This window comes from Streptomyces sp. JW3 (assembly GCF_052216785.1).
Lineage (GTDB): Bacteria > Actinomycetota > Actinomycetes > Streptomycetales > Streptomycetaceae > Streptomyces.
On sequence record NZ_JBQOUX010000004.1, the window covers coordinates 1 to 23,906 of the forward strand.

The 23,906-nt window shown below is 74.1% G+C and carries 18 protein-coding genes; 11 read left to right on the plus strand and 7 right to left on the minus strand.

What is annotated here, in order from left to right:
* The 4 genes from ACTT8P_RS02885 to ACTT8P_RS02900 all read right to left on the minus strand — a co-directional run.
* Positions 1-224: hypothetical protein (locus ACTT8P_RS02885; protein WP_442829905.1), on the minus strand; the 224-nt coding region annotated here is incomplete at its 3' end.
* A gap of 229 nt (positions 225-453) precedes the next feature.
* Positions 454-1,176 carry an FAD binding domain-containing protein gene (locus tag ACTT8P_RS02890; RefSeq protein WP_442829906.1) on the minus strand — a complete coding sequence of 241 codons (723 nt, stop codon included), beginning with the start codon at positions 1,174-1,176 and terminating at the stop codon, positions 454-456.
* 214 nt (positions 1,177-1,390) lie between these two features.
* Positions 1,391-1,720, minus strand: coding sequence for a hypothetical protein (locus ACTT8P_RS02895; RefSeq protein WP_442829907.1), 330 nt, complete (start codon positions 1,718-1,720; stop codon positions 1,391-1,393).
* A 75-nt stretch (positions 1,721-1,795) separates the two neighbouring features.
* Positions 1,796-2,242 (minus strand): DNA-binding protein, encoded by a 447-nt coding sequence (locus tag ACTT8P_RS02900; protein WP_442829908.1) that lies wholly within the window; start codon positions 2,240-2,242, stop codon positions 1,796-1,798.
* 119 nt (positions 2,243-2,361) lie between these two features.
* Between ACTT8P_RS02900 and ACTT8P_RS02905 the strand changes: the two genes are divergently transcribed.
* From ACTT8P_RS02905 to ACTT8P_RS02920, 4 genes are all read left to right on the plus strand, one after another.
* Positions 2,362-3,816, plus strand: a complete 1,455-nt coding sequence (locus ACTT8P_RS02905) for an aldehyde dehydrogenase family protein (protein ID WP_442829909.1) — start codon at positions 2,362-2,364, stop codon at positions 3,814-3,816.
* Positions 3,817-3,880: 64 nt separating this feature from the next.
* Complete coding sequence (locus ACTT8P_RS02910; protein WP_442829910.1) at positions 3,881-4,747, plus strand: DMT family transporter; 867 nt, start codon at positions 3,881-3,883, stop codon at positions 4,745-4,747.
* 77 nt (positions 4,748-4,824) lie between these two features.
* Positions 4,825-6,237: a basic amino acid/polyamine antiporter gene (locus tag ACTT8P_RS02915; RefSeq protein ID WP_442829911.1), complete on the plus strand. Its 1,413-nt coding sequence runs from the start codon at positions 4,825-4,827 to the stop codon at positions 6,235-6,237.
* Between the two features lie 72 nt (positions 6,238-6,309).
* A complete protein-coding gene (locus ACTT8P_RS02920) occupies positions 6,310-7,551 on the plus strand; it encodes an arginine deiminase (protein ID WP_442830029.1) in 1,242 nt (413 codons plus the stop codon).
* Here the strand turns inward: ACTT8P_RS02920 and ACTT8P_RS02925 are convergent.
* Positions 7,541-8,521, minus strand: coding sequence for an SDR family NAD(P)-dependent oxidoreductase (locus ACTT8P_RS02925; RefSeq protein WP_442829912.1), 981 nt, complete (start codon positions 8,519-8,521; stop codon positions 7,541-7,543). The genes ACTT8P_RS02920 and ACTT8P_RS02925 overlap by 11 nt on opposite strands.
* 224 nt (positions 8,522-8,745) lie before the next feature.
* On the opposite strand from ACTT8P_RS02925, the gene ACTT8P_RS02930 reads away from it, so the two are divergent.
* The gene (locus ACTT8P_RS02930; RefSeq protein ID WP_442829913.1) at positions 8,746-9,204 is read left to right on the plus strand and encodes a hypothetical protein; all 459 of its coding nucleotides are present in this window, start codon (positions 8,746-8,748) and stop codon (positions 9,202-9,204) included.
* Here the strand turns inward: ACTT8P_RS02930 and ACTT8P_RS02935 are convergent.
* Positions 9,182-11,596 carry a glycoside hydrolase family 65 protein gene (locus ACTT8P_RS02935; RefSeq protein ID WP_442829914.1) on the minus strand — a complete coding sequence of 805 codons (2,415 nt, stop codon included), beginning with the start codon at positions 11,594-11,596 and terminating at the stop codon, positions 9,182-9,184. The two genes, ACTT8P_RS02930 and ACTT8P_RS02935, sit on opposite strands and share 23 nt — an antisense overlap.
* A gap of 34 nt (positions 11,597-11,630) precedes the next feature.
* Entirely contained in the window at positions 11,631-14,015 is a 2,385-nt protein-coding gene (locus ACTT8P_RS02940) for a phosphoketolase family protein (RefSeq protein WP_442829915.1), read from the minus strand.
* Positions 14,016-14,339: 324 nt separating this feature from the next.
* Here ACTT8P_RS02940 and ACTT8P_RS02945 point away from each other — a divergent pair, with 324 nt between their 5' ends.
* The 6 genes from ACTT8P_RS02945 (at position 14,340) to ACTT8P_RS02970 (ending at position 23,837) form a co-directional block, all read left to right on the plus strand.
* Positions 14,340-15,008, plus strand: coding sequence for a TetR/AcrR family transcriptional regulator (locus ACTT8P_RS02945; RefSeq protein WP_442830030.1), 669 nt, complete (start codon positions 14,340-14,342; stop codon positions 15,006-15,008).
* A 179-nt stretch (positions 15,009-15,187) separates the two neighbouring features.
* Positions 15,188-16,801 carry an MDR family MFS transporter gene (locus tag ACTT8P_RS02950; protein ID WP_442829916.1) on the plus strand — a complete coding sequence of 538 codons (1,614 nt, stop codon included), beginning with the start codon at positions 15,188-15,190 and terminating at the stop codon, positions 16,799-16,801.
* 95 nt (positions 16,802-16,896) lie between these two features.
* Positions 16,897-17,349 (plus strand): flavodoxin family protein, encoded by a 453-nt coding sequence (locus ACTT8P_RS02955; RefSeq protein ID WP_442829917.1) that lies wholly within the window; start codon positions 16,897-16,899, stop codon positions 17,347-17,349.
* Between the two features lie 235 nt (positions 17,350-17,584).
* The gene (locus tag ACTT8P_RS02960; protein WP_442829918.1) at positions 17,585-20,218 is read left to right on the plus strand and encodes a SpoIIE family protein phosphatase; all 2,634 of its coding nucleotides are present in this window, start codon (positions 17,585-17,587) and stop codon (positions 20,216-20,218) included.
* Between the two features lie 205 nt (positions 20,219-20,423).
* The gene (locus ACTT8P_RS02965) at positions 20,424-21,587 is read left to right on the plus strand and encodes a Cmx/CmrA family chloramphenicol efflux MFS transporter (protein ID WP_442829919.1); all 1,164 of its coding nucleotides are present in this window, start codon (positions 20,424-20,426) and stop codon (positions 21,585-21,587) included.
* 180 nt (positions 21,588-21,767) lie between these two features.
* Positions 21,768-23,837 (plus strand): LamG-like jellyroll fold domain-containing protein, encoded by a 2,070-nt coding sequence (locus tag ACTT8P_RS02970; RefSeq protein ID WP_442829920.1) that lies wholly within the window; start codon positions 21,768-21,770, stop codon positions 23,835-23,837.
* The last annotated feature ends 69 nt before the right edge of the window (positions 23,838-23,906 follow it).

The window sequence follows — 23,906 nt, forward strand, 5'->3', positions numbered from 1 at the left end:
GGGCGCGGCGCGGCGCGGCGGACGGCGGTGCCGTCCGCGCGGGGGCTCGGCTCGGTGAGGCTCTCGGCCTCGGTGTCCCGGGGACCGTCGCCCGGCGCGACGTCCATCCGGGCCGCGACCACGGCGGCGGCGGTCTCGTGCGGTGCCTGCTGCGGCGCGAAGAGGTTCAGCAGCACCGAGGCGAGCAGCAGCACCACGGCCACTGCCCATCGACGCCGCACCATCCGGACTCCTGCCCCTGCGTCTCGGCGGGGGCCGGCCTACGGGTCCGGTCCGGACGACTCCCCCATACGCCCGGCCCGCGCCTTCCAGTAGGCCTACCGGGTCCCGGCCAGTCAAGCCCGGGCGCCGAATCGGCGGGCGCACGGCGGACGTTGGCGCCACCGCGCCCGTCCGGGACCGGAAAGTCGCGTTGCCCGGACGTCCGCCGCGCGTTCCGTGCCCGACGACGCCTCAGTGTTCGGCGGCGCGGTCCAGGATCTCGGTGACCTGCTCGCGCAGCACCGCGCGGGCCTCGGCGGCCAGCGAGCCGAGGGCGGAGGCGTCCAGCGCGTCGGCGGTGTCCCCGGCGTCCGTACCGCAGTCGGCGCTCTCGCTGAACACCTCGTAGCCGTCGCGGACCGCGACCCGCAGCCGCCGGCGCCCGCTCTCCTCGGCGTGCACGGCGGTGGCGACGACCAGCGGCGGCGGGCCGCCCGCCTCGGCCGGCAGCTTGCGGTAGCCGCTGACCAGGGGCGCCCGCCAGCGCAACGAGAGCAACAGGGGCCGTTTGGCGACGAGTTCGGTGAGGTCGGTCTCCAGGACCCGGTCCTGGGACAGCACCGTGGCCCGGGCGTCCAGCACCAGCGCCGCGGGCAGCAGGCAGCGCAGCGTGCTGCCCACGATGTTGCCGCCGACCGTGGCGGTCCGCCGTACCGCTCCGGTGCCCACCGTGCCGGCCGCGCGCCGCAGCACCTCGGGCACCCGTTCGTCGACCCGGTGCAGCAGCACGGCCGCGCCCAGCGTCTCGCGGGCTATCTCGTTCGCCTCCGGCAGGTTCCTTAGCGACATGGCCAGTTCGGGGAAGCCGTCCCGTTGCCAGCCCGCCCAGACGAGGGTCGCTCCGCCTATGGGCACCGCCCCCTGGGCGAGGTACTCCTGCGCTTCGGACACGGACGTGGGCAGACGCAACAGCACGGCGGCCGACCTGCCTTCCTCGGGATTCGGGTGGCGGGGGTCCGGCACCTGAAGGGTTCAGCACCTCAGCCACATGATCGATGGCATGGCGCATTGTGCCCACGCGAGCCGGGGCGCGTACAGGGCTCACGCCGAACACCCGTGCGCCCCCGTTCGCGCTGGAGCGCACGACCTGGTGACAGGAGAGACGGTACGGGCGCGGCGCCCCGCCGCGCTACGCCCGGTGCGCCGCCGCGTCCTTCGCCAACTGGACGGCGGACAGCAGGCTCAGTCCGGGCGCGGACTCGCGCAGGGTCTTGATCGCCGGTATCGAGTCGGCGGGGCCCTCGTGGCCGGCGGCGGTGAGCCGTTCATGGACCCAGCGGGCGCGCAGGGCGGCGTCCGGTACCGCCGCCGCCTGCTCCACCAGTGCGGCGGCCCGCTCCAGACCGGGCCGCTCCTCGGGTGCGGCGTCGGCCAGCGCCGTGCGCAGGGCGGCGGCGATGACGTCCGCGTCGCGCAGGACGAGGACATTGAGTTCCAGCGGCTTGCTTCGTCCGAACATGTCTCCATCGTCGACGCGGGACGCCGTACCGATCAAGCTACTTGAGCTGCTTCTGAGCTGCTTCTGAGCTGGTGATCAGTCGGCTCCGACGGGGTCGGTGTCGACGCGCTCGGACAGCCGCTCGTAGCGCTGGCGGGCGGCCTGCGGGGTGCCCAGGCCCAGGCCGAAGGCGATCTCGTGCCAGGTCATGCCGCGGCCCCGGGCCATCTTCAGGAGCCCGGCCTCCAGTTCGTCCAGTTCGCCGCGGACCAGCGGGACCAGGCTCAGCGCGGCGGTGATGTCGGCCCGGTCCACCTCGGGTTCGCCGTCGTGTGGCAGTGCCGCCCCGCTGAGCAGGAAGGCGACGAGCCGGACGGCCTCGTGCGGGCCGAGCAGCGCGGGGTTGGTCTGGCGACGGCGCTGGGCGTCGGTGGCCGCGTGCCGTTCGGCGATGCGCAGCAGGGCGGCGTACACCCGCTGGGCGCGGGCCGCTTCCGGGCTCGGCGGGGAGAAGACGTCGGGAGGGGGCGGGGTGGAGGTCATAGGGGCAGCCTGCCCGATGAACGGCTTTGCTTCAACCGGTTATGGTGAACAAGTCGTTCAAGCACTTGTGTGGTTGTAGGCCGAGTTGTTCGATGGCCCCGACGAGAGGAAGAGACGCGATGACCCTTCTGGACAGTGCGGTCTGGAGCAAGAAGTTCTACAGCGGCGGCTGGCGGGATGCCGCCGCGACGCGGCCGGTGACCGAGCCGGCCACCGGCGACCGGCTCGGCACCGTCGGTCTGGCCACCCCCGAGGACGTCGGCCGCGCCGCCACCCGGGCCGCCGAGGCCCAGCGGGCCTGGGCGGCCACCCCGCCACAGCAACGGGCCGCGGTACTGCGCCGGGCGGGCGAGCTGCTGACCGAGCACGCCGCCGAGGCCGAGGACTGGCTGATCCGGGAGGCCGGATCGGTACGCGCCAAGGCGGCCTTCGAGGTCGGGCTGGCCATCGGCGAGTTCTTCGAGTGCGCCGGACTGCCCAGCCACCCGCAGGGCGAGGTACTCACCTCCCAGACACCCCGCTGGTCGTTCGCGCGGCGCCGCCCCGCCGGCGTGGTCAGCGTCATCGCCCCCTTCAACTTCCCGCTCATCCTCGGCCTGCGCTCAGTGGCACCCGCGCTCGCCCTGGGCAACGCGGTCCTGCTCAAACCGGACCCGCGCACCGCGGTCAGCGGCGGTGTCGCCATCGCACGGGTGCTGCAGGAGGCCGGGCTGCCCGAGGGCGTCCTGCACCTGCTGCCGGGCGACGGCGCGGTGGGACAGGCGGTGGTCGAGGCACCCGAGGTACGGGTCATCTCCTTCACCGGATCCACACCGGTCGGCCGGGCCATCGCAGAACAGGCCGGCCGGCTCCTCAAGCGGGCCCACCTCGAACTCGGCGGCAACAACGCCCTGGTCGTCCTGCCCGGCGCGGACGTCGCGAAAGCGGCCGCCGCCGGCGCGTTCGGCTCCTACCTGCACCAGGGCCAGATCTGCATGACCACCGGCCGGCACATCGTCCACCACTCCCTCATCGAGGAATACACCGCCGCGCTCGCCGCCAAGGCCAAAGCTCTCCCCGTCGGCGACCCGGCCCGCGAGGACGTGGCACTCGGCCCGATCATCGACCGCCGGCAACTGGAACGGGTGCACTCCATCGTCACCGACAGCGTCGCGGCCGGCGCCACACTGGCCGCCGGCGGCGAGATCACCGGCGCCTGCTACCGCGCCACCGTACTGACCGACCTGACCACCGACATGCCGGCCTGGCGCGAGGAGATCTTCGGCCCGGTCGCCCCCGTCATCGGCTTCTCCACCATCGACGACGCCGCGCGGATCGTCGACGACTGCGCATACGGACTGTCCGTCGGCATCCTCGGCGACGTCGGCACCGCCATGACACTCGCCGACCGGATCGACACCGGCAAGGTCCACATCAACGAACAGACCGTCGACGACGAGCCCAACGCCCCCTTCGGCGGAGTCAAGGCATCCGGCACCGGCTCCCGGTTCGGCGGCGCCACCGCCAACCTCGAAGCCTTCACCGAGACCCAGTGGGTCACCGTCCGCCCGGACATCGCCGACTACCCCTTCTGATCCTGTTCCGGTAGGTGGCCGGTCCCGGCGCGCGCCCGGCGCGGTGGGCGGCGAGGATCGGTGGATGGGTGTCCTCCTCCTGTCGGTCCTCTTCGCGCTCCTCGCCGCGCTCAGCAACGCCACGGCCACCGTGCTGCAGCGGCGGGCCGCGCTGACCGTGCCGCAGTCCCAGGGGTTCCGCCTCTCGCTCGTCCTCGACCTGCTGCGGCGGCCGGTCTGGCTGGCCGGGATGCTCGCCGTGATCGTCGCCGGGGTGGGCCAGGCGGCGGCGCTGGCGACCGGTCCGCTCTCCCTGGTCCAGCCGCTGTTCGTGCTGGAACTCCCGCTGGCGCTGCTGCTGGCCTCGCTGTCCACGGGGCGCCGACTGCCGCCCGTGATGTGGGGCGCGGTGGCCGCCGTGGTGGCCGGGCTCGGCATCGCCCTGGGGGCGGCGGCGCCGTACGGCGGCCAGGGCGAGGTGTCCGGTGCGCGCTGGGCGGTCGGGCTGGCGGCCTGCGCGGTGGCGGCCGTGCTGCTGGCCGGGGCCGGGCTGCGGCGCCCGGTCGGCAAGGCCCGGGCCGGCTGCCTGGGCGCGGCCACCGCGGTGTGCTACGCGCTGACGGCGGCGCTGATGAAGGACTCCATGCGGGTGCTGGGCACGGACGGGGTGTCCGGGTTCCTGGCCGCGTGGCAGACCTACGCGTTCGCCGCGGCCGGGGTGGGCGCCGTCCTGCTGTTGGAGCACTCCATGCAGGGCGGTCCGCTGGTCGCCTCGCAGCCCGCCCTCACCCTCGGGGACGCGACGGTCAGCCTGCTGCTCGGGGTGTTCCTCTACCTCGAACAGCTGCGGACCGGCTGGTGGCTGCTGCCGATGGCGCTCGGCGTCGCCCTGGTCGTCCTCGGTGTGCTGTCCCTGGCCCGGCACGGCGTCGACCTGCGCACCGGGCACTGACCGCCCCGCCGCCGACGTGCCCGCGCCGATCACCTGGGGCACAGTGGTCGCAATGCTCAGCGACCCCGAGGGACGACATGCCGCAGGCCGCCCCGTCCGACACCGAGAGGCAGCACCCGCCGGCCGCCAAGCTGCCGCTGCTCACCCTGACGGCCATGGTCGTCGGGTCGATGGTCGGCGCGGGCGTCTTCTCGCTGCCGAGCCGGTTCGCCGAGGAGACCGGGGTCGCGGGGGCACTGATCGCCTGGGCGGTCGCCGGGGCGGGCATGCTGATGCTGGCCTTCGTCTTCCAGTCGCTGGCGGTGCGCCGGCCCGATCTGGACGCGGGTGTGTACGCGTACGCCAAGGCGGGCTTCGGCGAGTACCTGGGTTTCTTCTCGGCGTTCGGCTACTGGGCCAGCACCTGCGTCGGCAACGTGACGTACTGGGTGCTGATCATGTCGACGGTCGGCGCGATCTGGCCGGAACTGGGCGAGGGGGACACCGCGGTGGCGGTGGTGCTGTCGTCGGCCGGGCTGTGGGCGTTCTTCTTCATGATCCGGCGGGGTGTGCGGGAGGCCACCGCCATCAACAAGGTCGTGACGGTGGCCAAGCTGGTGCCGATCCTGATCTTCATCGTGCTGGCGCTGTGCTACTTCGATCCGGGTGTCTTCGCCGGCAACTTCGCCGGCGCCGACTACGCCGGATCGCTCTTCTCCCAGGTCCGCGGCACGATGCTGGCCACCGTCTTCGTCTTCCTCGGCGTCGAGGGCGCCAGCGTCTACTCGCGGCACGCCAAGCGCCGTTCCGACGTGGGCCGGGCCACCGTGCTGGGCTTCCTCAGCGTGTTCGCGGTCTTCGCCTCGGTGACCATCGTGTCGTACGGGATCATGCCGATGGGCGAGATCGCCGGCCTGCGCCAGCCGTCCATGGCCGGTGTCCTGGAGTCGGCCGTCGGCACCTGGGGGCGGGTCTTCGTCAGCGTCGGACTGATCGTGTCCGTGCTCGGCGCGTATCTGGCGTGGACGCTGATGGCGGCCGAGGTGCTCTTCGTCGCCGCCCGGGACGACGACATGCCGCGCTTCCTGCGCCGCGCCAACGCCGTGGACGTACCGGTGCCGGCGCTGCTGATGACGTCGCTGCTCACCCAGGCGGTGCTGATCGTCACCAGTTTCTCGGACGACGCCTTCGACTTCGCGCTCAACCTGACCAGCGCGCTGTCGCTGATCCCGTACCTGCTGGCCGCCGCCTTCGCGGTGCGGGCCCGGGCCCGGACGCCCGTCGCCGTGCTGGCCACGCTGTACACCGCGTTCCTGCTGTACGCGGCCGGCCTGAAGTTCCTGCTGGTCTCGTTCGTCCTCTACGCCCCGGCCACCGTCCTGTTCGTGATGGCCCGCCGGGAACAGGGCCGACGGCTCTTCTCCCCCGGTGAACTCGTGGTGCTGGCCGTCTCGGTGGCCGGCGCGGTGCTCGGCGTCGTCGCGCTGGCGGCCGGCTGGATCAGCCTGTGAATCCGGCTTGCGTGAAGCAGGCTCTGTGAACCCGGCTCTCAAGGAGGTTTCGTGACCGACGACGACACCACCATGTCACCCGTGTACGGCGTCCACTCCGAGGTCGGCCGGCTGCGCAAGGTGCTGGTGTGCTCCCCCGGCCTCGCGCACCGCCGGCTGACCCCGACCAACTCCGACGACCTGCTCTTCGACGACGTGATGTGGGTGGAGAACGCCCAGCGCGACCACGCCGACTTCGTGGCGGCGCTGCGCGGGCGGGGGGTGGAGGTGGTCGAGCTGCACGACCTGCTGGCCGAGACGCTGGCCGTTCCCGGGGCCCGGGACTGGCTGCTGGAGCGGAAGATCGTCGCGGGCCAGGTCGGGCTCGGTCTCATCGACGCCACCCGGGCCTATCTGGAGTCACTGGCGCCCCGCCGGCTGGCCGAGTTCCTGATCGGCGGGCTGGCCACCGCCGACCTGCCCGCCGACTTCCGCTCCGGGTACCTGGCGCTGGCCCGGGAGTCGACCGGCGCGCGCGAGTACCTGATGCCGCCGCTGCCCAACACCCTGTACACCCGGGACACCACCTGCTGGTTGTACGGCGGGGTGACACTCAACCCGCTGTACTACCCGGCCCGGCACGACGAGACGCTGCTGATGAAGGCGGTGTACACCTTCCACCCGGAGTTCGCGGGGTCGACGGTGTGGTGGGGCGATCCGGAACGCGACTGGGGGCAGGCCACCTTCGAGGGCGGCGACATCATGCCGGTCGGCGGCGGGGTCGTGCTGATGGGCATGAGCGAGCGCACCTCGCGGCAGGCCATCACGCAGGTCGCCGCCGCGCTGTTCCGGGCGGGCGCCGCCGAGCAGGTGATCGTCGCGGGGCTGCCGCGGCTCCGGTCGGCGATGCACCTGGACACCGTCTTCACCTTCGCCGACCGGGACGTCGTCACCCTCTACCCGAAGATCATGGACGCCGTGCACACCTTCTCGCTGCGGCCGAGCGACAAGGCGCCCGGCATCGAGGTCACCGACGAGGGCACGACGCCGTTCACCGAGGTGGTCGCCCGGTCGCTGGGGCTCGGCGCGCTGCGGGTGGTGGAGACCGGCGGCGACGTGTACGCCTCCGAGCGGCAGCAGTGGGACAGCGGCAACAACGCGGTGGCCGTGGCGCCCGGGGTGGTGTTCACCTACGACCGCAACACGCACACCAACGCCCTGCTGCGCCGGGCCGGCATCGAGGTGATCACCATCGTCGGCGCCGAACTGGGCCGGGGCCGGGGCGGCGGCCACTGCATGACCTGCCCGCTGATCCGGGACGCGGTCACGTTCTGACCTCCCCGGCCGGGCGCGGGCCGAGCGCGTCGGCCGGATCGACCCCGGTGAGCCGGACGCTCGCCTCCCACAACCGGGCCGCGACGGCGGTGTCGGTCAGGTGCGGCCACAGTGGTTCGGGCCGCGGCCTGCCGCGCAGCCCGAACACCCGCGGCCCCCACACCTGCCCGCCGCGGACGGCCGGATCGAGCACCGCCCGGACGGCGGGCCAGGCCCCGGCGTGCTTGCCCTGCACCAGCAGGGCAGCCGGCGCCGACGTCAGCCGGGCGCCCGGAGCCGGTTCGTGGACCCCCTTCCGCGCGGGCGTCAGTCCGTCCAGGGCGCCGCCCGGGTGGACCACGACGCTGCTCACCGTGCTGGTGGCGGCCCGCAGCCGCCGGTCGAGTTCCAGGCCGAAGTACATCTGCGCCAGCTTGGACCGCCCGTAGGCGCGCTTGGGCCGGTAGCCGGTACGGGACTGGAGGTCGGCCAGGTCGAGCCGCTCGGTCTTCGCCGCGAAGCTGCCGGTGGTCACCACGCGGCCCGCGGGCGCCGCCGCGAGCAGTGGCAGCAGCCACCGGACCAGCGCGAAGTGCCCGAGGTGGTTGGTGGCGAACATCAGCTCGTGGCCGGCGCCGGTCTCCGCCCGGGGCGGGTCGTCGAGCGCGACGCCGGCGTTGAGCACCACGGCGTCCAGCCGCGCCACCCCGAGGGACCCCAGGGCGGCCGCGGCGCCACCGAGCGAGGGCAGGTCGGCCAGGTCCAGGCGCAGCGACCGGACCCGGGCGCCCGGCACGCGGGCACGCAGGGTGTCCAGGGCGACGGCGGCCCGGACCGGGTTCCGGCTGCCCAGCACCACGGTGGCCCCGGTGCCGGCGAGCTGTTCGGCGGTGAAGTAGCCGATGCCGGCGTTGCCGCCGGTGACCAGGACGGTCCGGTCCTCGGCGCGGGGCGGCCGGCGGACGTCCCAGGGCGGCGGGGTGGTGGGCATGGCGGACGGCTCCCTCGGCGGCGGGCGGGCGCTCCCCGGGGCCGGCGAGCGGGTCCCACCCTGCCCCCTCCGGCCGACAGATCGCCGACGGGCCGCCGACACCGGTGCCGACCGGGCGGTACTCCGTCCGAGTGGTGCCTCGGCGGACACCGCCGTAGCGTCGTATCGGACGACGGACCGTGACCCACAGCACAGCGGTCCCTGGTCGAACGGCAGGAGCGGACATGCGCGGACATGCGATGAGGGCGGCCGTCACACTCGGTGCCGCCGCGGCGCTCGCGGCGGCGCCCCTGACAGCGGCTTCGGCCACCACCCCGTCCCCGGAGCCGGACCGGCACCGCGCGAGCGGGCCCGTCCTGGCCGACTGCCAGGGCCGCGGCGAGGTGCGTCCCGGCGCCTACCTGCTGGCCTGCGGCGACGGCAACAGCAGGCTGGACGCGCTGCACTGGTCGCGGTGGGGCAGCGACGCGGCGGTGGGCCGGGGGGTCAACGTGGTCAACGACTGCGTGCCGTACTGCGCGGCGGGCACCTTTCGCTCGTATCCGGTGACGGTGCGCCTGGCGGCGCCGGTGACCGGCGGGAACGGTCCGGGCGAGCGGCACTTCACCCGGATCAGCGTGACGTACACCGACGGCCGGCCGGACGGCGCGCCGCGCGTGGTCAGTTATCCGCTGCCGGGCTGAGCCCCGTCCCGGGGCGGTCCGGGAGGACCAGGCGGCAGGTGTCGCCCGGCTCCACCCGGACCGTCCGGCCGGGCAGCCGCACGTCGATCGGCAGCCGGCCGGAGTCCGGTACGGCGATCTCCAGCAGTTCGTGCTCCAGCCGCAGCCGGACGCCCCAGTGGCCCTGGTAGCGCAGCGAGAATCCGTAGGAGGAGAGTTCCGGCAGCGGCACCGGGTCCAGCCACAGCGCGCCGGCCCGGGTCTCCAGGCCGGTCAGTCCGCGCTGCACGAGGTCGAGGGTGCCGGCCATCGCGCCGAGGTGGATGCCCTCGCCGGTGGTGCCGCCCTGGAGGTCGGCGACATCGCCCTTGAGTGCCTCCTGTACGTAGGACCACGCCTCGGCGCGCCGGGCGCGGGCCAGCACCCAGCCGTGCACCAGGCCGCTGAGGGTGGAGCCGTGGCTGGTGCGGGCCAGGTAGTAGTCGACCGTGCGGTGCCAGGTGTCGTCGTCGAGGCGGTATCCCAACCGGGCGAACAGCGAGCGGAGTTCGGCCGGGGAGAAGAGGTAGCCGAGCATGAGGACGTCGGCCTGCTTGGACGCCTGGTAGCGGTTGACGGTGTCGCCCTCGGCCTCCAGGACCCGGTCCAGGCGGCGGATGTCACCGTGCCGCTCGCGCAGCCCCGCCCAGTCGAGTTCGGCCAGGTCGCCGTAGCCCTCGAACTGGCTGATCACGCCCTGGTGGAAGGGGACGTGCAGGGTGCGGGAGACGTTCTCCCACTGCTGGAGTTCGGCGTCGTCCAGCTCGGTGCGTTCGACCAGTTCGCGGCGGCGCGGCTCGGGGAGTGCGGCCAGCACCTCCAGGGTGCGGGTGAGCACCCAGGCGGCGGTGACGTTCGTGTACGCGTTGTCGTCGAGGCCGGGCCGCTCGGCGTCCGGGTATGCCTCGTGGTATTCGTCGGGGCCGACGACGCCGCGGATGCGGTGCCGGTCCAGGCCGTCGTCCCAGACCGCCGAGTCGGCCCAGAAGCGGGCGATCTGGAGCAGTGTCTCGGCGCCCTTGGTGTGCAGGAACTCGGCGTCACCGCTGGCCTCGCAGTACTGCCACACGTTGTAGGCGATGGCCGAGCCGACGTGGTGCTGGAGGTGCGAGTGGTCGGGCAGCCAGCGGCCGGAGCGCGGGTTGAGGTGGAGCTGCTGGGTCTCCTCGCGTCCGTCGCTGCCGCTCTGCCACGGGTACAGCGCGCCCCGCCGGCCGATCGCGCGGGCCGCCGCCCGGGCCCGTTCCAGGCGGCGGTGCCGGTAGTGCAGCAGCGCCCGGGACACCTCGGGGAAGTGCAGGTTGAGGTAGGGCAGGACGAACAGCTCGTCCCAGAAGACATGGCCCCGGTACGCCTCCCCGTGCAGGCCGCGCGCCGGGACGCCGACGTCCAGGTCGGCGGTGTGCGGGGAGAGGGTCTGCAGGACGTGGAAGAGGTGCAGGCGCAGGATGGCGCCCGCCTCGCCGGGCACGTCCAGTTCGGCGCGGCGCCACAGCTGGGCCCAGGCGGTGCTGTGGCTGCGCAGCAGCGCGTCGAAGCCGGGCGCGCGGGCCACCCGGTCGACGGCGGCCTGGAGCGGGTCGCTGATCGCCGGGTCGCGTGAGGTGTGCAGGGCGACGGTCTTGTCGACGACAGCCGTGCGGCCGGGGCGCAGCGGCAGCCGCAGCCGCTGGACGGCCCGCAGCTTCTCGGCCGCCGGCGCGGCCGGGACGTCGGCGGTCACCCGTGAGGCCAGGCCGACCCGGATGTCCGAGGTGCGGGTGCGGCAGCGCAGCCACACCGTGCCGGGTCCGGCGTCACCGGTGTGCACGTGGGTGAGGTGACGGCCCGCCAGGTCCCGGTAGCGCGGCACCCCGGAGTTGGTGACACCGCCGTCCAGGGCCGCCTCCACGTCGAGGTCGACGGCGCCGGTCTCGGCCGTGAACTCGGTACGCAGGCACGCCAGATGGGGATCTGCCATGTGCACCAGCCGCAGCTGCCGCACGGCGAGCACGCCCAGCCCGCCGATCCGGAACCGGGTGTGCCGCTCCAGCAGTCCGGAGTCCAGGTGCACCGCCTGCCGGTGGGTGAGCACCTCGGCGGTGTCCGGCGTGAGCCACTCGCCGCCCGCCACCCGGAAGCGCAGCGGCAGCCAGTTCGGCAGGTTGACCATGTCCTCGTTCTCGATCCGCCGTCCGGAGACGGACGAGGTGAGCCGGTTGTAGCAGCCGGCCACATACGTGCCCGGGTAGTGCACGTCGTCCGCGGCGCACTCGGGCAGTGCGCCGCGGGTGGCGAAGCAGCCGTTGCCGAGCGTGCACAGCGACTCCCGCAGCCGCTCCTCGGCGGGGTCATAGCCGTGGTACTCCCAGGTCGAGGCGGCGGTCGCGGTCACGGTGTACTCCTTGTCGCGGGTCCAGCGGCGGTGGTCAGCCCTCCCAGGTCCAGTCGGCGACCTCGGGCAGGTCGACGCCGTGCTCCCGGATGTGGGCGTGGTGGCGCAGCCGGACGTCCTCCATCCGCTGCCGGACGGCGGCGGCCCGTACCACCAGGCCGGGCACGCGGTCGATGACGTCCATGACCAGCCGGTAGCGGTCCATGTCGTTGCCGACGACCATGTCGAACGGGGTGGTCGTGGTGCCGATCTCCTTGTAGCCGCGCACATGCAGGTGCTGGTGGCCGGTGCGCCGGTAGGCCAGGCGGTGGATCAGCCAGGGGTAGCCGTGGTAGGCGAAGATCACCGGTTTGCCGGGGGTGAACAGGCCGTCGTACTCGAAGTCGCTCATGCCGTGCGGGTGTTCGCCGCTGGGCAGCAGCCGGGCGATGTCGACGACGTTGACCACGCGGACGGCGAGGTCGGGCAGGTGGTGCCGGAGCAGCTGGGCGGCGGCCAGCACCTCCTGGGTGGGCACGTCACCGGCGCAGGCGAGCACCACGTCGGGTTCCCGGCTGCCGTCCTCGGTGCCGGCCCAGTCCCAGATGCCGGCGCCGCGCGCGCAGTGCACGCGGGCCTGGTCCATCGTCAGCCAGTCGAAGCAGGGCTGCTTGCCGGCCACGATGACGTTGACGTAGTCACGGCTGCGCAGGGCGTGGTCGGCGACCGAGAGCAGGGTGTTGGCGTCCGGCGGCAGGTAGACCCGTACCGCCTCGGGGCTCTTGTTCAGGATGTGGTCGACGAAGCCGGGGTCCTGGTGCGAGAAGCCGTTGTGGTCCTGGCGCCACACATGCGAGGTGAGCAGGTAGTTGAGGGAGGCGATGGGGGCCCGCCAGGGCAGCCGGCGGGTCACCCGCAACCACTTGATGTGCTGGTTGACCATCGAGTCGACGATGTGCACGAACGCCTCGTAGCAGGAGAACAGGCCGTGCCGGCCGGTGAGGAGGTAGCCCTCCAGCCAGCCCTGGCAGGTGTGCTCGGAGAGGATCTCCATGACCCGGCCGTGCGGGTCGAGGTCCTCGTCGACGGGCAGGGTCCGCTCCTGCCACGCCTTGCCGCTGGCGGCGTAGACGGCCTGGAGGCGGTTGGAGGCGGTCTCGTCGGGGCCGACCAGGCGGAAGTCGCGCCGGTCGGCGGTGGCGGCCATCACGTCGCGCAGGACGTCGCCGAGCACCCGGGTGGGTTCGTGCAGAGCCGTGCCGGGCTTGTCGACGGCGACGGCGTAGGTGTCCAGCGACGGCAGCGGCAGGTCGCGCAGCAGCAGTCCGCCGTTGGCGTACGGGGTGGCGCCCAGCCGGCGGCTGCCCTCGGGGATGCCGCTCAGGACGGCGGGGCGCGGGGCGCCGGTCTGGTCGAAGAGTTCCTCGGGGCGGTAGGAGCGCAGCCACCGCTCCAGCTCGCGCAGGTGCTCGGGGTTGTCCCGGACGCCGGCCAGCGGGACCTGGTGGGCGCGCCAGGTGCCCTCGACCTGTTTGCCGTCGACCTCGGCGGGGCCGGTCCAGCCCTTCGGGGTGCGCAGCACGATCATCGGCCAGCGGGGGCGCCCGGTCGCGCCGTCCTCGCGGGCGGCGCGCTGGAAGGCGGCGATGCGGTCCAGGGCGGTGTCCATGGCCCGGGCCAGCGCCCGGTGCACGGCGGCCGGGTCGTCGCCGGTGACGTGGACCGGGTCGTGGCCGTAGCCGCGCAGCAGCTCGTCCAGCTCGGTCTCGGGGAGGCGGGCCAGGACGGTCGGGTTGGCGATCTTGTAGCCGTTGAGGTGCAGGATCGGCAGGACGGCGCCGTCGTGCACCGGGTCGAGGAACTTGTTGGAGTGCCAGGAGGCGGCCAGCGGCCCGGTCTCCGCCTCGCCGTCACCGATGACACAGGCGACCGTCAGGTCCGGGTGGTCGAAGGCGGCGCCGTAGGCGTGCGAGAGGGAGTAGCCCAGTTCGCCGCCCTCATGGAGGGAGCCGGGGGTCTCCGGGGCGACGTGGCTGGGCACACCGCCGGGGAAGGAGAACTGCTTGAACAGCCGTCCCATCCCGGCCGCGTCCCGGGTGAGGTCCGGATACGTCTCGGTGTACGTGCCCTCCAGCCAGGAGTTGGCCAGTACGGCGGGCCCGCCGTGGCCGGGGCCCCAGATGCACAGGGCGTCCAGGTCGCGGGCCCTGATCACCCGGTTGAGGTGGGTGTGCACCAGGTTGAGGCCGGGTGAGGTGCCCCAGTGGCCGAGCAGCCGGGGCTTGACGTGCTCGGGGCGCAGCGGCTCGGTGAGCAGGGGGTTGGCCATCAGGTAGATCTGGCCGACGGCGAGGTAGTTCGCGGCGCGCCAGTGGGCGTCCAGGGCGGCTAGTTCGGCGTCGGTCAGTGGGGCGGGCGCCTCGTGCGGAACGGCGGACATCGGAGTCCTTTCCGGGTCGGGACGGCGGGCGGGCCGGGGGTGGACCGTGGTGCCGCCGGCCGCGCGGCCCGAGGGACCGGCGAACCGTGGCGCCCGGTGCACATCCCACCACCCTGCGCGGACCCGGCGGGTACCCGACAGGGCCGTTCGGGTCACTCCCCCGCCCCCGGGAATCGACGGCCCGGGGATCAGGGATCAGGGGCCGGGATCAGGGGCCGGGGCCGGGGGCCGGGGCCGGGGGCCGGGGCCGGGGGCCGGGGGCCGGGGCCGGGGCCGGGGCCGGGGGCCGGGGCGAATTTTGCATGTCATGCATGTTTGCATATGATGCAAGTTATGTCGGAGGGGAGTACCGCCGGGGGCGGACTGCGGGAGCGGAAGAAGCGGGCCACACGGGCCGCTCTCACCGAGGCCGCGGTGCGTCTGGCGGCGGAGCACGGGGCGGAGAAGGTCACCGTCGAGGCGATCAGCGCCGCGGCCGGGGTCTCCGTCCGCACGTTCTTCAACTACTTCGACACCCGCGACGACGTGTTCGTCCTGGTGGGTGCCGAGAGCGGTGCCCACGTACGGCAGGCGCTGCTCGCCGCACCGGCCGGGCTCACCCCGCTGGAAGCGGTGCGCGACGCCCTGGCCGCGGAGCTGGCGGAGGCCGAGCAGCAGCACGAACTGTGGCGGCTGCACGGCGAGGTGCTGCGGGCCGCGCCGCATCTGCTGGTCCGCAGTCTCGGCGCGCACATGGCGGACGAGACCGGACTGGCCGAGGCCGTCGCCGAACGGATCCGCTCCGGCCCCGGCGCTCCCGCACCGGACGCCTCCCCCGAGGAACGGCGCAAAGCCCTGGACCTGTACCCGCGGCTGCTGGCCGCGGTGGCGGTCACCGCCGTCCGGGTCAGCGTCGACCACTGGTGCGCCCGGCAGGACCAGCGCGCCTTCCCCGAGGTGTTCCAGGAGGTCTTCGCACTCCTTGCCGCCGGACTGCCGGCGCCGCCCGCGTAGTCCATCCCCCCGGCCGCCCGGTTGTCCGCCGCGGCGCCGCCCACCGTCCGACCGCGCGCCTGGACACCGGCGCCGACGTCCTGGCCGGCCCGCGCGGGCCGGCGTCCTTCCTTGTCATCCCTGTTCACCACATCATCTGCTGATCAGCACTGTTGATCAGCACCGTCGAAAGAGTTGTCGTGACCGCATCGCAGGCGCCCGCCGACGCGCCGCCCAGTTCCATGACGCAGAAACAGATACTCCAGGCCATGTCCGGCCTGATGGCCGGCATGTTCGTCGCGATCCTCGCGGGCACCGTGGTGTCCAACGCGCTGCCGACGATCATCGCCGACCTGGGTGCCAGCCAGTCCGCCTACACCTGGGTGGTCACCGCCGAACTCCTGGCGATGACCGCGACGGTGCCCCTGTGGGGCAAGCTGTCCGACCTGTTCAACAAGAAGCTGCTGCTCCAGCTCTCGCTGTGCATGTTCGTGATCGGCTCGCTGCTGGCGGGCTTCTCGCACGGAGCGACTCTGCTGATCTTCAGCCGGGTCGTGCAGGGCATCGGCGCCGGCGGTCTGACCGCCCTCGCCCAGGTCGTCATGGCCTCCGTCATCCCGCCCCGCGAACTGGGCAAGTACTCCGGCATCTTCGGTGCCGTCTTCGCCGTCGGCACCGTGGCCGGACCGCTGGTCGGCGGTGTGCTGGTGGACACCTCGTGGCTGGGCTGGCGCTGGTGCTTCTTCATCGGCGTGCCGTTCGCGCTGCTCGCCATCTTCCTGTTGCAGCGCACCCTGAAGCTGCCCACCGTCAAGCGCCAGGTGAAGATCGACTGGCTCGGCGCGTTCCTCATCGTGGCCGGTGTCTGCGCGCTGCTGATCTGGGTCTCCCTGGCCGGCAACCAGTTCGACTGGGCCTCCTGGCAGACCGCCGCGCTGGTCGTCGGCGGCGTGCTGCTGCTGGGCCTGGCGGTGCTGGTCGAGGCGCGGGCCACCGAGCCGGTCATCCCGCTGGACATCTTCAGGAACCGCACGGTCACCCTGACCACGGTCGCCAGCCTCCTGGTCGGTGTCGCCATGTTCGGCGGAACCGTCTTCCTCTCCCAGTACTTCCAGATCTCGCTGGGCAAGTCGCCGACGACGGCCGGTCTGATGAGCCTGCCGATGATCCTCGGTCTGCTGGTGTCGTCCACCGTGGCCGGCCAGCTGGTCAGCCGCACCGGCAAGTGGAAGCGGTACCTGGTGGCGGGCTCCGTCATCATGGCGGCCGGCCTCGCGCTGCTCTCGCTGATCAGCGCCGACACCCACTTCGGGCTGCTCAGCGTCTACATGGCGGTCCTCGGCGTCGGCGTCGGCATGCTGATGCAGAACCTGGTGCTGGCCGCCCAGAACGACGTGCCCGCCGCCGAACTGGGCGCCGCCACCTCCGTGCTGTCCTTCTTCCGCAGCATGGGCGGCACCATCGGCACCTCGGTGCTCGGCGCGATCCTCGCCAACCGGGTCACCGACGAGATGACCAAGAGCCTCAAGGAGGCCGGCGTCGCCGGTGCGGCCGGCGCCGACTCGGGCGGCGGTGAGAGCCTGCCGGACATGTCCACGCTGGCCGGCCCGATGCGGGAGATCGTGGAGCACGCCTACGGTGTCGCCACCGCCGACCTGTTCCTCATCGCCACGCCGTTCGCCCTGCTGGCGCTGGTCGCGGTGGTCTTCATCAAGGAGAAGCCGCTGAAGACCACCAGCGGCATGGAGCGGCTCGCCCAGGAGGCGGGCAACGCCGCCCCGACCGACAAGGGCCCGGCGGCCCCGGTGCACTGACCCACCGCAGGCGCCCGGACGCGGGGCCGCTCGCCCGACTCGGGCGGGCGGCCCCCTTCCTTGCCCCGCCCCGCCCGAACCGGCACGCTGCGGGGATGGCCACTTTGCTGATCGTCCACCACACGCCCTCGCCGCACTGCCAGGCCCTGCTGGAGGCCGTGGTGTCCGGGGCCACCGCGCCGGAGATCGAGGGGGTCCGCGTGGTGCGGCGGGCGGCGCTCGCGGCCACCGCGTCCGACGTGCTGGCGGCCGACGCCTACCTGCTGGGCACCCCGGCCAACCTGGGCTACATGTCCGGCGCCCTCAAACACTTCTTCGACCAGGTCTACTACCCGTGTCTGGACGAGACGCGCGGCCGGCCGTTCGGCGCGTACGTGCACGGCGGCAGCGACACCACGGGCGCGGTGCGGGCCCTGGACACGGTCACCACCGGGCTCGGCTGGCGGCGCGCGGCACCGCCGGTGACCGTGACCGGCGAGCCCGGCAGGGCCGAGCTGGCGGCCTGCTGGGAGCTGGGGGCGGCACTCGCCGCCGGCCTGACCGACTGAACCCACCGGGCCGCCGTGGCCCGCGGCGGCCCGGAGAGCCGAGGTGCGGACCGCCACGCCGGCGACGGCACCCCAAGCCGAGGCGCGAGCCGCCGTACCCCGCCGCACCACCCGGACCCCCCGCGCGAACCCCCACACCCCGCCGCACCACCGAAAGCCGACCCACGAGCCGCCGTACCCCGCGACGCACCGAAAGCCGAGGTGCGGGCCGGGCCGGGAGCGGCACACTGGTGACATGCGCGACGTCGACCGGCCGGAGAGCGTGTCCCGCGGGTTTCCCGGGACGCCGCGGAGCGCGGCGGCGGCCCGGCGCTTCGTGCGGGCCGCGCTGGACGGCGTACCCGGGGAGCTGGCCGACACCGCCCAGTTGCTGGCCGGCGAGCTGGTGACCAACACCGTGCTGCACGCCCGCTCGGCCGCCGAGGTGGCGGTGGACGTCGCGGACGGCAGGGTGCGGGTGGCGGTCAGCGACGACCGGCCGGACCAGGGCCCCGTGGCGCGGCACTATCCGCCCTGCGCCGGCACCGGGCAGGGGCTGGACCTGGTGGAGCGGCTGGCCTCGCGGCACGGGGCGGAGGGCGACGGCCGGCGCAAGACGGTGTGGTTCGAGCTGTGGCCGGACGGTCCGCCGCCGTCGCCGGCCTCCGAGTGGGACCCGGCCGGGACGTGCGGCGGCGCGGCGGCGACGGTGACACTCGTCGACGTGCCGAGCGCCCTGTGCGCGGCGGCCCAGCAGCACCGGCACGCGACACTGCGCGAACTGGCCCTCGCCGCGTCGGCCGACGCCCCGGTGCCGGGCGTGCCCGCCGCGGACCTCGCCACCGCCGCCGACATCGACCACGTACTCAGCGCCTGTGTCGCCGCCGCGTCGGCGCGGCCGCCGGCCGAGGCGCATCTGCGCACCCTGCGGCTGCCGCTGCCGGCCGGCGCCGCACCGGCGGTCCGGGTCCTGCGCCGGGTACTGGACCTGGCCGAGGACGCGGCGCGGGAGGAGCGGCTGCTCACCCTGCCGGCGCTGCCGCGCGGCCGCGCCTTCCAGGACTGGATGTTCGACCAGGTCCTGGGCCAGCTCGCCGGGGACCGCCCCACGGCCTGGACCGTGGTGCCCCGCGAACCGGACGCGAGCGCCTCCGAGCTGGTGCCCTGGGACGCCGGCCATATGCGGGCCAGCCGGTTCCCGGTGATCGCCGCCGACGACGGAAACCGGATCATCGCGGTGAACGGGCCGGCCGCCGACCTGCTCGGCTGGCGGCCGGACGACCTCGTCGGGCAACGGCTGACCACCCTCATCCCCGAGCATCTGCGCCGCCGCCACAGCGTGGCGTTCACCTCGCTGCTGCTCACCGGGCGGGCCCGCATCGTGGGCCGCTCCGTGCCGCTGCCGGCGCTGCACCGCGACGGCCGGGTGGTGCCGGTACGGCTGTACATCGAGACCCAGGAGATGGCCGACGGCCGTACCGTCTTCGTCGCCCAGCTCTCGCCCCGGGCCACCACCTCCGTCGACACCCCCGACCCGCCCGGCCCGAGCCGGGTGCCGGCGCTGCCGCAGGAGGGCCCGCCGCCGGGACCGGAGCGCCGCCGGAGCCCGGACGGGGCGCGGGCCGGCCTGAACCCGCTGGAGCGGCTCGCCCTGCTGGCCGACACCGGGGCCGCGCTGAACAACACACTGAACCTGGACGAGGGACTGCGCTCGGTCGGCCGGCTGCTGACGCGGCGGCTGGCCGACTGGTGCGCGGTGGACCTGTTCCGCGAGGACGCCCAGGTGGAGCGGGCCTGCGTCGTCCACCGCAATCCCCGGGGGCCGCATCCCTCGGCGTACGAGGGCCGGCTGCCGCCGGTCTCCGAGGCGTCCCGCGGCCCGCTGGCCCGGGCGCTGCGCGGCGCGGGCCCGCTGCTGCTCGACGGCGCCCCGCCGGCCGGCCAGATCGGCAGCGCGCTGGACGCCGATTACCGGGAACTGTTCCGCAGGCTCGGCGCGGGCAGCAGCGTCGTCGCGCCGCTGATGGCCCGCCGGGAGATCTTCGGCTCCCTGACGGTGACCCGTACGGCCGGACGGCGGCCGTTCACGGAGGACGACCTGTCCCTCGTCGACGACCTGGTGCGCAGTCTGGCCCTGGGGGTGGACAACGACCGCCTGTTCCAGCAGACCCGCAACATCGCCGAACGCCTCCAGCGCTCCCTGCTGCCGGTGCTGCCCGAGGTGGAGAACCTCCAGCTGGCCGCCCGCTACGCCGCGTCCTCCACCACCGCGCAGGTCGGCGGCGACTGGTACGACAGTTTCATCCTGCCCAACGGGGACACCGCCGTGGTCATCGGCGACGTCACCGGGCACAACCTGGACGCGGCCATCGCCATGAGCCAGTTGCGCAGCATGCTCCGCGGCATCGCGGTGGACCGGCAGGAGCCGCCCGAGACGGTGCTGCGCCGCCTGGACCTGGCCAACCACAGCCTGTACCGGGAGGCCACCGCCACCTGTCTGTACGGCCTGGTCAAAGGCGGCCCGCACGGTCCGTGGGAGCTGAAGCACTCCTCGGCCGGCCATCTGCCGCCGCTGCTGACCACCTGGGAGGGCGGGACCCGCTACCTCGACGAGGCGTCGGGGCTGCTGCTGGGCATGGACCCCGAGATGCCCCGCCGCACGGCGAGCACCGTACTGCCGGCCGGCTCGACCCTGCTGCTGTACACCGACGGCCTGATCGAGCGCCGCGACGAGCCGCTGGACCGGGGGCTGGCCCGGCTGGGCCGGCACGCGGCGGGGCTGGCCCGCGAGCCCCTGGAGACGTTCTGCGACGAGCTGCTGATCGGCCTGGGCGCCGACAGCGCCGACGACATCGCGGTGCTCGCCGTCCGTCCGCGGCCGCCGTCGTGAAACCGGGGTGCCGGGCCGGGGACGGGTCCGGTACCGTGCGGCCCATGTCGAGCCCCGAGTCGGACGAGGTGGGGGCTTTCGGTGCCGCCGTCAGCCCCCTGATCCACTGATCCACTGATCCAGCAGGACGTACCCCCCTGCGGGCGCTGACCGCGGTGCCGAGCCGAGCCGTCCTTTCCGGCCCTCCTCACCTCGGAGCTTCTCGATGCCCGCCCCGCTGTACGTGCTCGCCCTGGCCGTGTTCGCCATGGGCACCTCGGAGTTCATGCTCGCCGGCCTGCTGCCGGACCTCGCCGCGGACCTCGGTGTCACCGTGGGCACCGCGGCCACGCTCGGCACCGCCTTCGCCGTCGGCATGGCCGTCGGCGCCCCGCTCACCGCGGTCTTCGCCCGCGCCTGGCCGCCCCGCTCCGCGCTGCTCGGGTTCGTCCTCGTGTGCGCCGCGGCCCATGTGCTGGGCGCCGTCACCACCAGCTTCCCGGTGCTGTTCGCGACCCGGGTGACCGCGGCGGTGGCGAACGCCGGTTTCCTCGCCGTGGCCCTGACGACGGCCGCCACGCTGGTCCCGCCCGGCCGGACGGGGCGCGCCCTCGCGGTGCTGCTCGCGGGCACCACGGCGGCCACCGTCGCCGGTGTGCCCGGCGGTTCGGCGCTCGGCGCGCTGCTCGGCTGGCGGGCCGCCTTCTGGGCGGTCGCCGCGCTGTGCCTGCCGGCCGCCGTGGGTGTCCTCACCGGCATCCCGGCCCGCCGCGCCCGGCGGGACCCGGCCGACGGCCCGGCCCTGCGCACGGAACTCGCCCAACTCGCCCGTCCCCGCCTGCTGCTGGTCATGCTGCTGGGCGCGCTGGTGAACGCGGCGACCTTCGCCGGCCTCACCTTCCTCGCGCCGGTGGTGACCGGCGCCGCCGGGCTGGGCGACCTGTGGGTCCCGGTCGCGCTGGTGCTCTTCGGCGCCGGCGCGTTCGCGGGCGTCACCGTCGCCGGCCGGCTGTCCGACCGGCACCCGGGCGCGGTCGTCGCGGTCACCGGCCCCCTGCTGCTCCTCGGCTGGCCCGCGCTGGCCGTGCTGGCCGCCGAACCGGCCGCCCTGCTCGTCCTCGTCCTCCTCCAGGGCGCGCTGTCCTTCGCGCTCGGCAGCACCCTGATCACCCGGGTCCTGTACGAGGCGGCCGGCGCCCCCACCCTGGCGGGCTCCTACGCGACCGCCGCCCTCAACGCCGGCGCCGCCACCGGCCCCCTGGCCGGCGCCGCCGCGCTCGGCACCGGGGCCGGGGAACTCGGGCCGCTGTGGGCGAGCGGACTGCTCGTGCTGGTCGCGCTGTCTGTCGCGTATCCGCTGCGCGGGGCGCTCAGGCCGAGATATTTCTGAGGCGGTCATGCCACGCCCGGGGCTAGTGTGGCGGCCGGGGGGCGGGTTCCGCACAGGTGACAGACGTCGTGCTGTTCCGAGTGCGGGCCCGGTGGGCGGGGCGGGCCGGACGGCGGGCCGTTCGCCGCACCGGCGCGTGTGCGCCGTGATCTCCCCGCCGACCGACCGGGGAGTCACATCGTGCCGAGACCAACCTTCCGCGTCCTGACCGTCGCCCTCGCCGCGGCCACCGTGCTGGCCGGCCCGTGGCCGGCCTCCGCGCTGGCGGGGGACGAACCCGCACGCCCCTCGCTCGACCGGCTGACCACGGGCGACCGGCCCTGTGACGTGGTGACACCCACCCCGGTACGGGTCTCGCCGACCCTCCGGGCCGTGCTGGGCGACCCCGGCGGTGACCGGGTGAGCGCGCAGTTCGAGGTGGGCTGGGACGACGACGGTTCCGGCACGCCGGGCAGTCTGAGCATCGAGACCACCGCCAAAGCCGGCGGATCGGAGTTCTCCTGGCCGGTGCCCGCCACCGTGCCCGACGGGCCGGCCAGTTGGCGGGTGCGGGCCAAGGGCAGTGACGGCTACGGACCGTGGAGCGACGCGGCGGACCAGGGCCGGTGCCGGTACGTCAAGGACACCCAGGTACCGGCCGCACCCGAGGTCACCTCACCCGACGTACCGCTCGGCAGTGCCGAGTGGGTGGATCTCGTGGGGCGCTACGCGGCCTTCACCTTCGCCTCCTCCTCGTCCGACGTCACCGCGTACCACTACTCCTTCGGCGGTGGCGCACAGGCCGTCGCGCGGGCGGACGCGCCCGGGGCGCCGGTGACGGTGCGGCTGACTCCTCCCGGCACCGGGGTGACGGTCCTGGAGGTCCAGTCGGCCGACGCGGCGGGCAACCTCAGCGCGCCCACCCGGTACACGCTCCGGATCGCCTCGGCCGCCGACTCGGTGGCCCGGTGGAAACTGGACGACGCGGCGGGCTCCCTGTCCGCCGCGGAGACGTCCGGCGGACCGTCGGCCTGGGCGGGCCCCGGCGAGAGCGTTGCCTTCGGCGCCGAGGCACCCACCGGCACACCGCTCACCGGGGCCGTGTCCCTGGACGGTTCCTACGGTGTCGGGCTGCGCGCCGAGACCACGGCCGCGGACCCCGCCGCGAGCTTCTCCGTGAGCGCCTGGGTCCGCCCCGAGGACATCGACCGCACCATGACGGCGGTCAGCCAGACCGGCTTCCAGGCACCCTCCGACTTCGCTCTCGGGACCACCGTCACAGCGGACGGAACGCCGTCCTTCCGGTTCTCCCTGCCCAGCGCATCCGGCGCCGCGACCCAGGTCACCGGCGGCACCCCGGCACCCGGCGAGTGGTCCCACCTGACCGGCGTCTACGACCCGGTGAAGGGCACCGCGCGGCTCTACGTCGACGGGGTCCTCGCCGCCACCGGCGAGGCGGCGGTGCCCAGCGGACTCCCCCATGGATACGTGCACATCGGACGCGAGCTGGAGACCGACGGCGTGCACTGGACCGGCCCCTGGCACGGCGACCTCGCCGACGTCCGGGTCTGGGACCGGGTCGTGCTGCCCGCGGAGATCGCCGGTCTCGGCCACCGCACGCCGCCGCGTACGGGCTACTGGGCGATGGACACCGTGCGCACCGAGGGGGAGACGTACACCGACACCCCGGACGCCGACGGCCGCAAGAGCCTCATCCTCAACGGCGACGCCCACCTGGACACCGCCGACCCGCTGACCGGCGCGGGCAGCATCTCGCTCGACGGCGACGGCGACCATCTGGACAGCGACGACCACCAGGTCGACACCGACCGCGGCTACACCGTCACGGCCCAGGTGCGGCTGCACCAGTGGGCGCCGGAACGGGACATGGCGCTCCTCTCGCAGGGCGGTGACCAGGCCGACGCCTTCACCCTGCGCTACCGGGCCGACGGCGTCTGGGAGGCCGTCTTCGCCCACGCCGACACCGCGGAGCCGGCGACCACCACCCTGACCGCCCCCTACAGCGACGGCCCGCACACCTTCGCCGTGCAGTACGACAGCACGGCCGGCCAGGTCCGCCTCTTCCGGGACGGATACCTCGCCGACAGTGCCCCGTACGCCGCGTCCGACGCCTGGAACGCCCACCTCGCCCTCCAGGTCGGCCGCGACGGGGCCGGCCAGGGCGGCAGCCACCACCTCGACGGCGACGTGGACGAAGTCCGCACCTACGCCGGTGTCCTGTCGCCGGCGGAGATCGGCGCACTGTCCTGACCGGGGGCCCGGAAATCATTGGACGGCCTGCGGGCCGATCGGTGAGCATCCACGGATGACAGGTGAAGC

Bases quoted from the DNA above. Each gene is read 5' to 3' on its own strand.
- ACTT8P_RS02895 (WP_442829907.1), bottom strand. From the start codon at position 1,720: ATGTTCGGACGAAGCAAGCCGCTGGAACTCAATGTCCTCGTCCTGCGC.
- ACTT8P_RS02900 (WP_442829908.1), bottom strand. From the start codon at position 2,242: ATGACCTCCACCCCGCCCCCTCCCGACGTCTTCTCCCCGCCGAGCCCG.
- ACTT8P_RS02905 (WP_442829909.1), top strand. From the start codon at position 2,362: ATGACCCTTCTGGACAGTGCGGTCTGGAGCAAGAAGTTCTACAGCGGC.
- ACTT8P_RS02910 (WP_442829910.1), top strand. From the start codon at position 3,881: ATGGGTGTCCTCCTCCTGTCGGTCCTCTTCGCGCTCCTCGCCGCGCTC.
- ACTT8P_RS02915 (WP_442829911.1), top strand. From the start codon at position 4,825: ATGCCGCAGGCCGCCCCGTCCGACACCGAGAGGCAGCACCCGCCGGCC.
- ACTT8P_RS02920 (WP_442830029.1), top strand. From the start codon at position 6,310: ATGTCACCCGTGTACGGCGTCCACTCCGAGGTCGGCCGGCTGCGCAAG.
- ACTT8P_RS02925 (WP_442829912.1), bottom strand. From the start codon at position 8,521: ATGCCCACCACCCCGCCGCCCTGGGACGTCCGCCGGCCGCCCCGCGCC.
- ACTT8P_RS02930 (WP_442829913.1), top strand. From the start codon at position 8,746: ATGCGCGGACATGCGATGAGGGCGGCCGTCACACTCGGTGCCGCCGCG.
- ACTT8P_RS02940 (WP_442829915.1), bottom strand. From the start codon at position 14,015: ATGTCCGCCGTTCCGCACGAGGCGCCCGCCCCACTGACCGACGCCGAA.
- ACTT8P_RS02945 (WP_442830030.1), top strand. From the start codon at position 14,340: ATGCAAGTTATGTCGGAGGGGAGTACCGCCGGGGGCGGACTGCGGGAG.
- ACTT8P_RS02955 (WP_442829917.1), top strand. From the start codon at position 16,897: ATGGCCACTTTGCTGATCGTCCACCACACGCCCTCGCCGCACTGCCAG.
- ACTT8P_RS02960 (WP_442829918.1), top strand. From the start codon at position 17,585: ATGCGCGACGTCGACCGGCCGGAGAGCGTGTCCCGCGGGTTTCCCGGG.
- ACTT8P_RS02965 (WP_442829919.1), top strand. From the start codon at position 20,424: ATGCCCGCCCCGCTGTACGTGCTCGCCCTGGCCGTGTTCGCCATGGGC.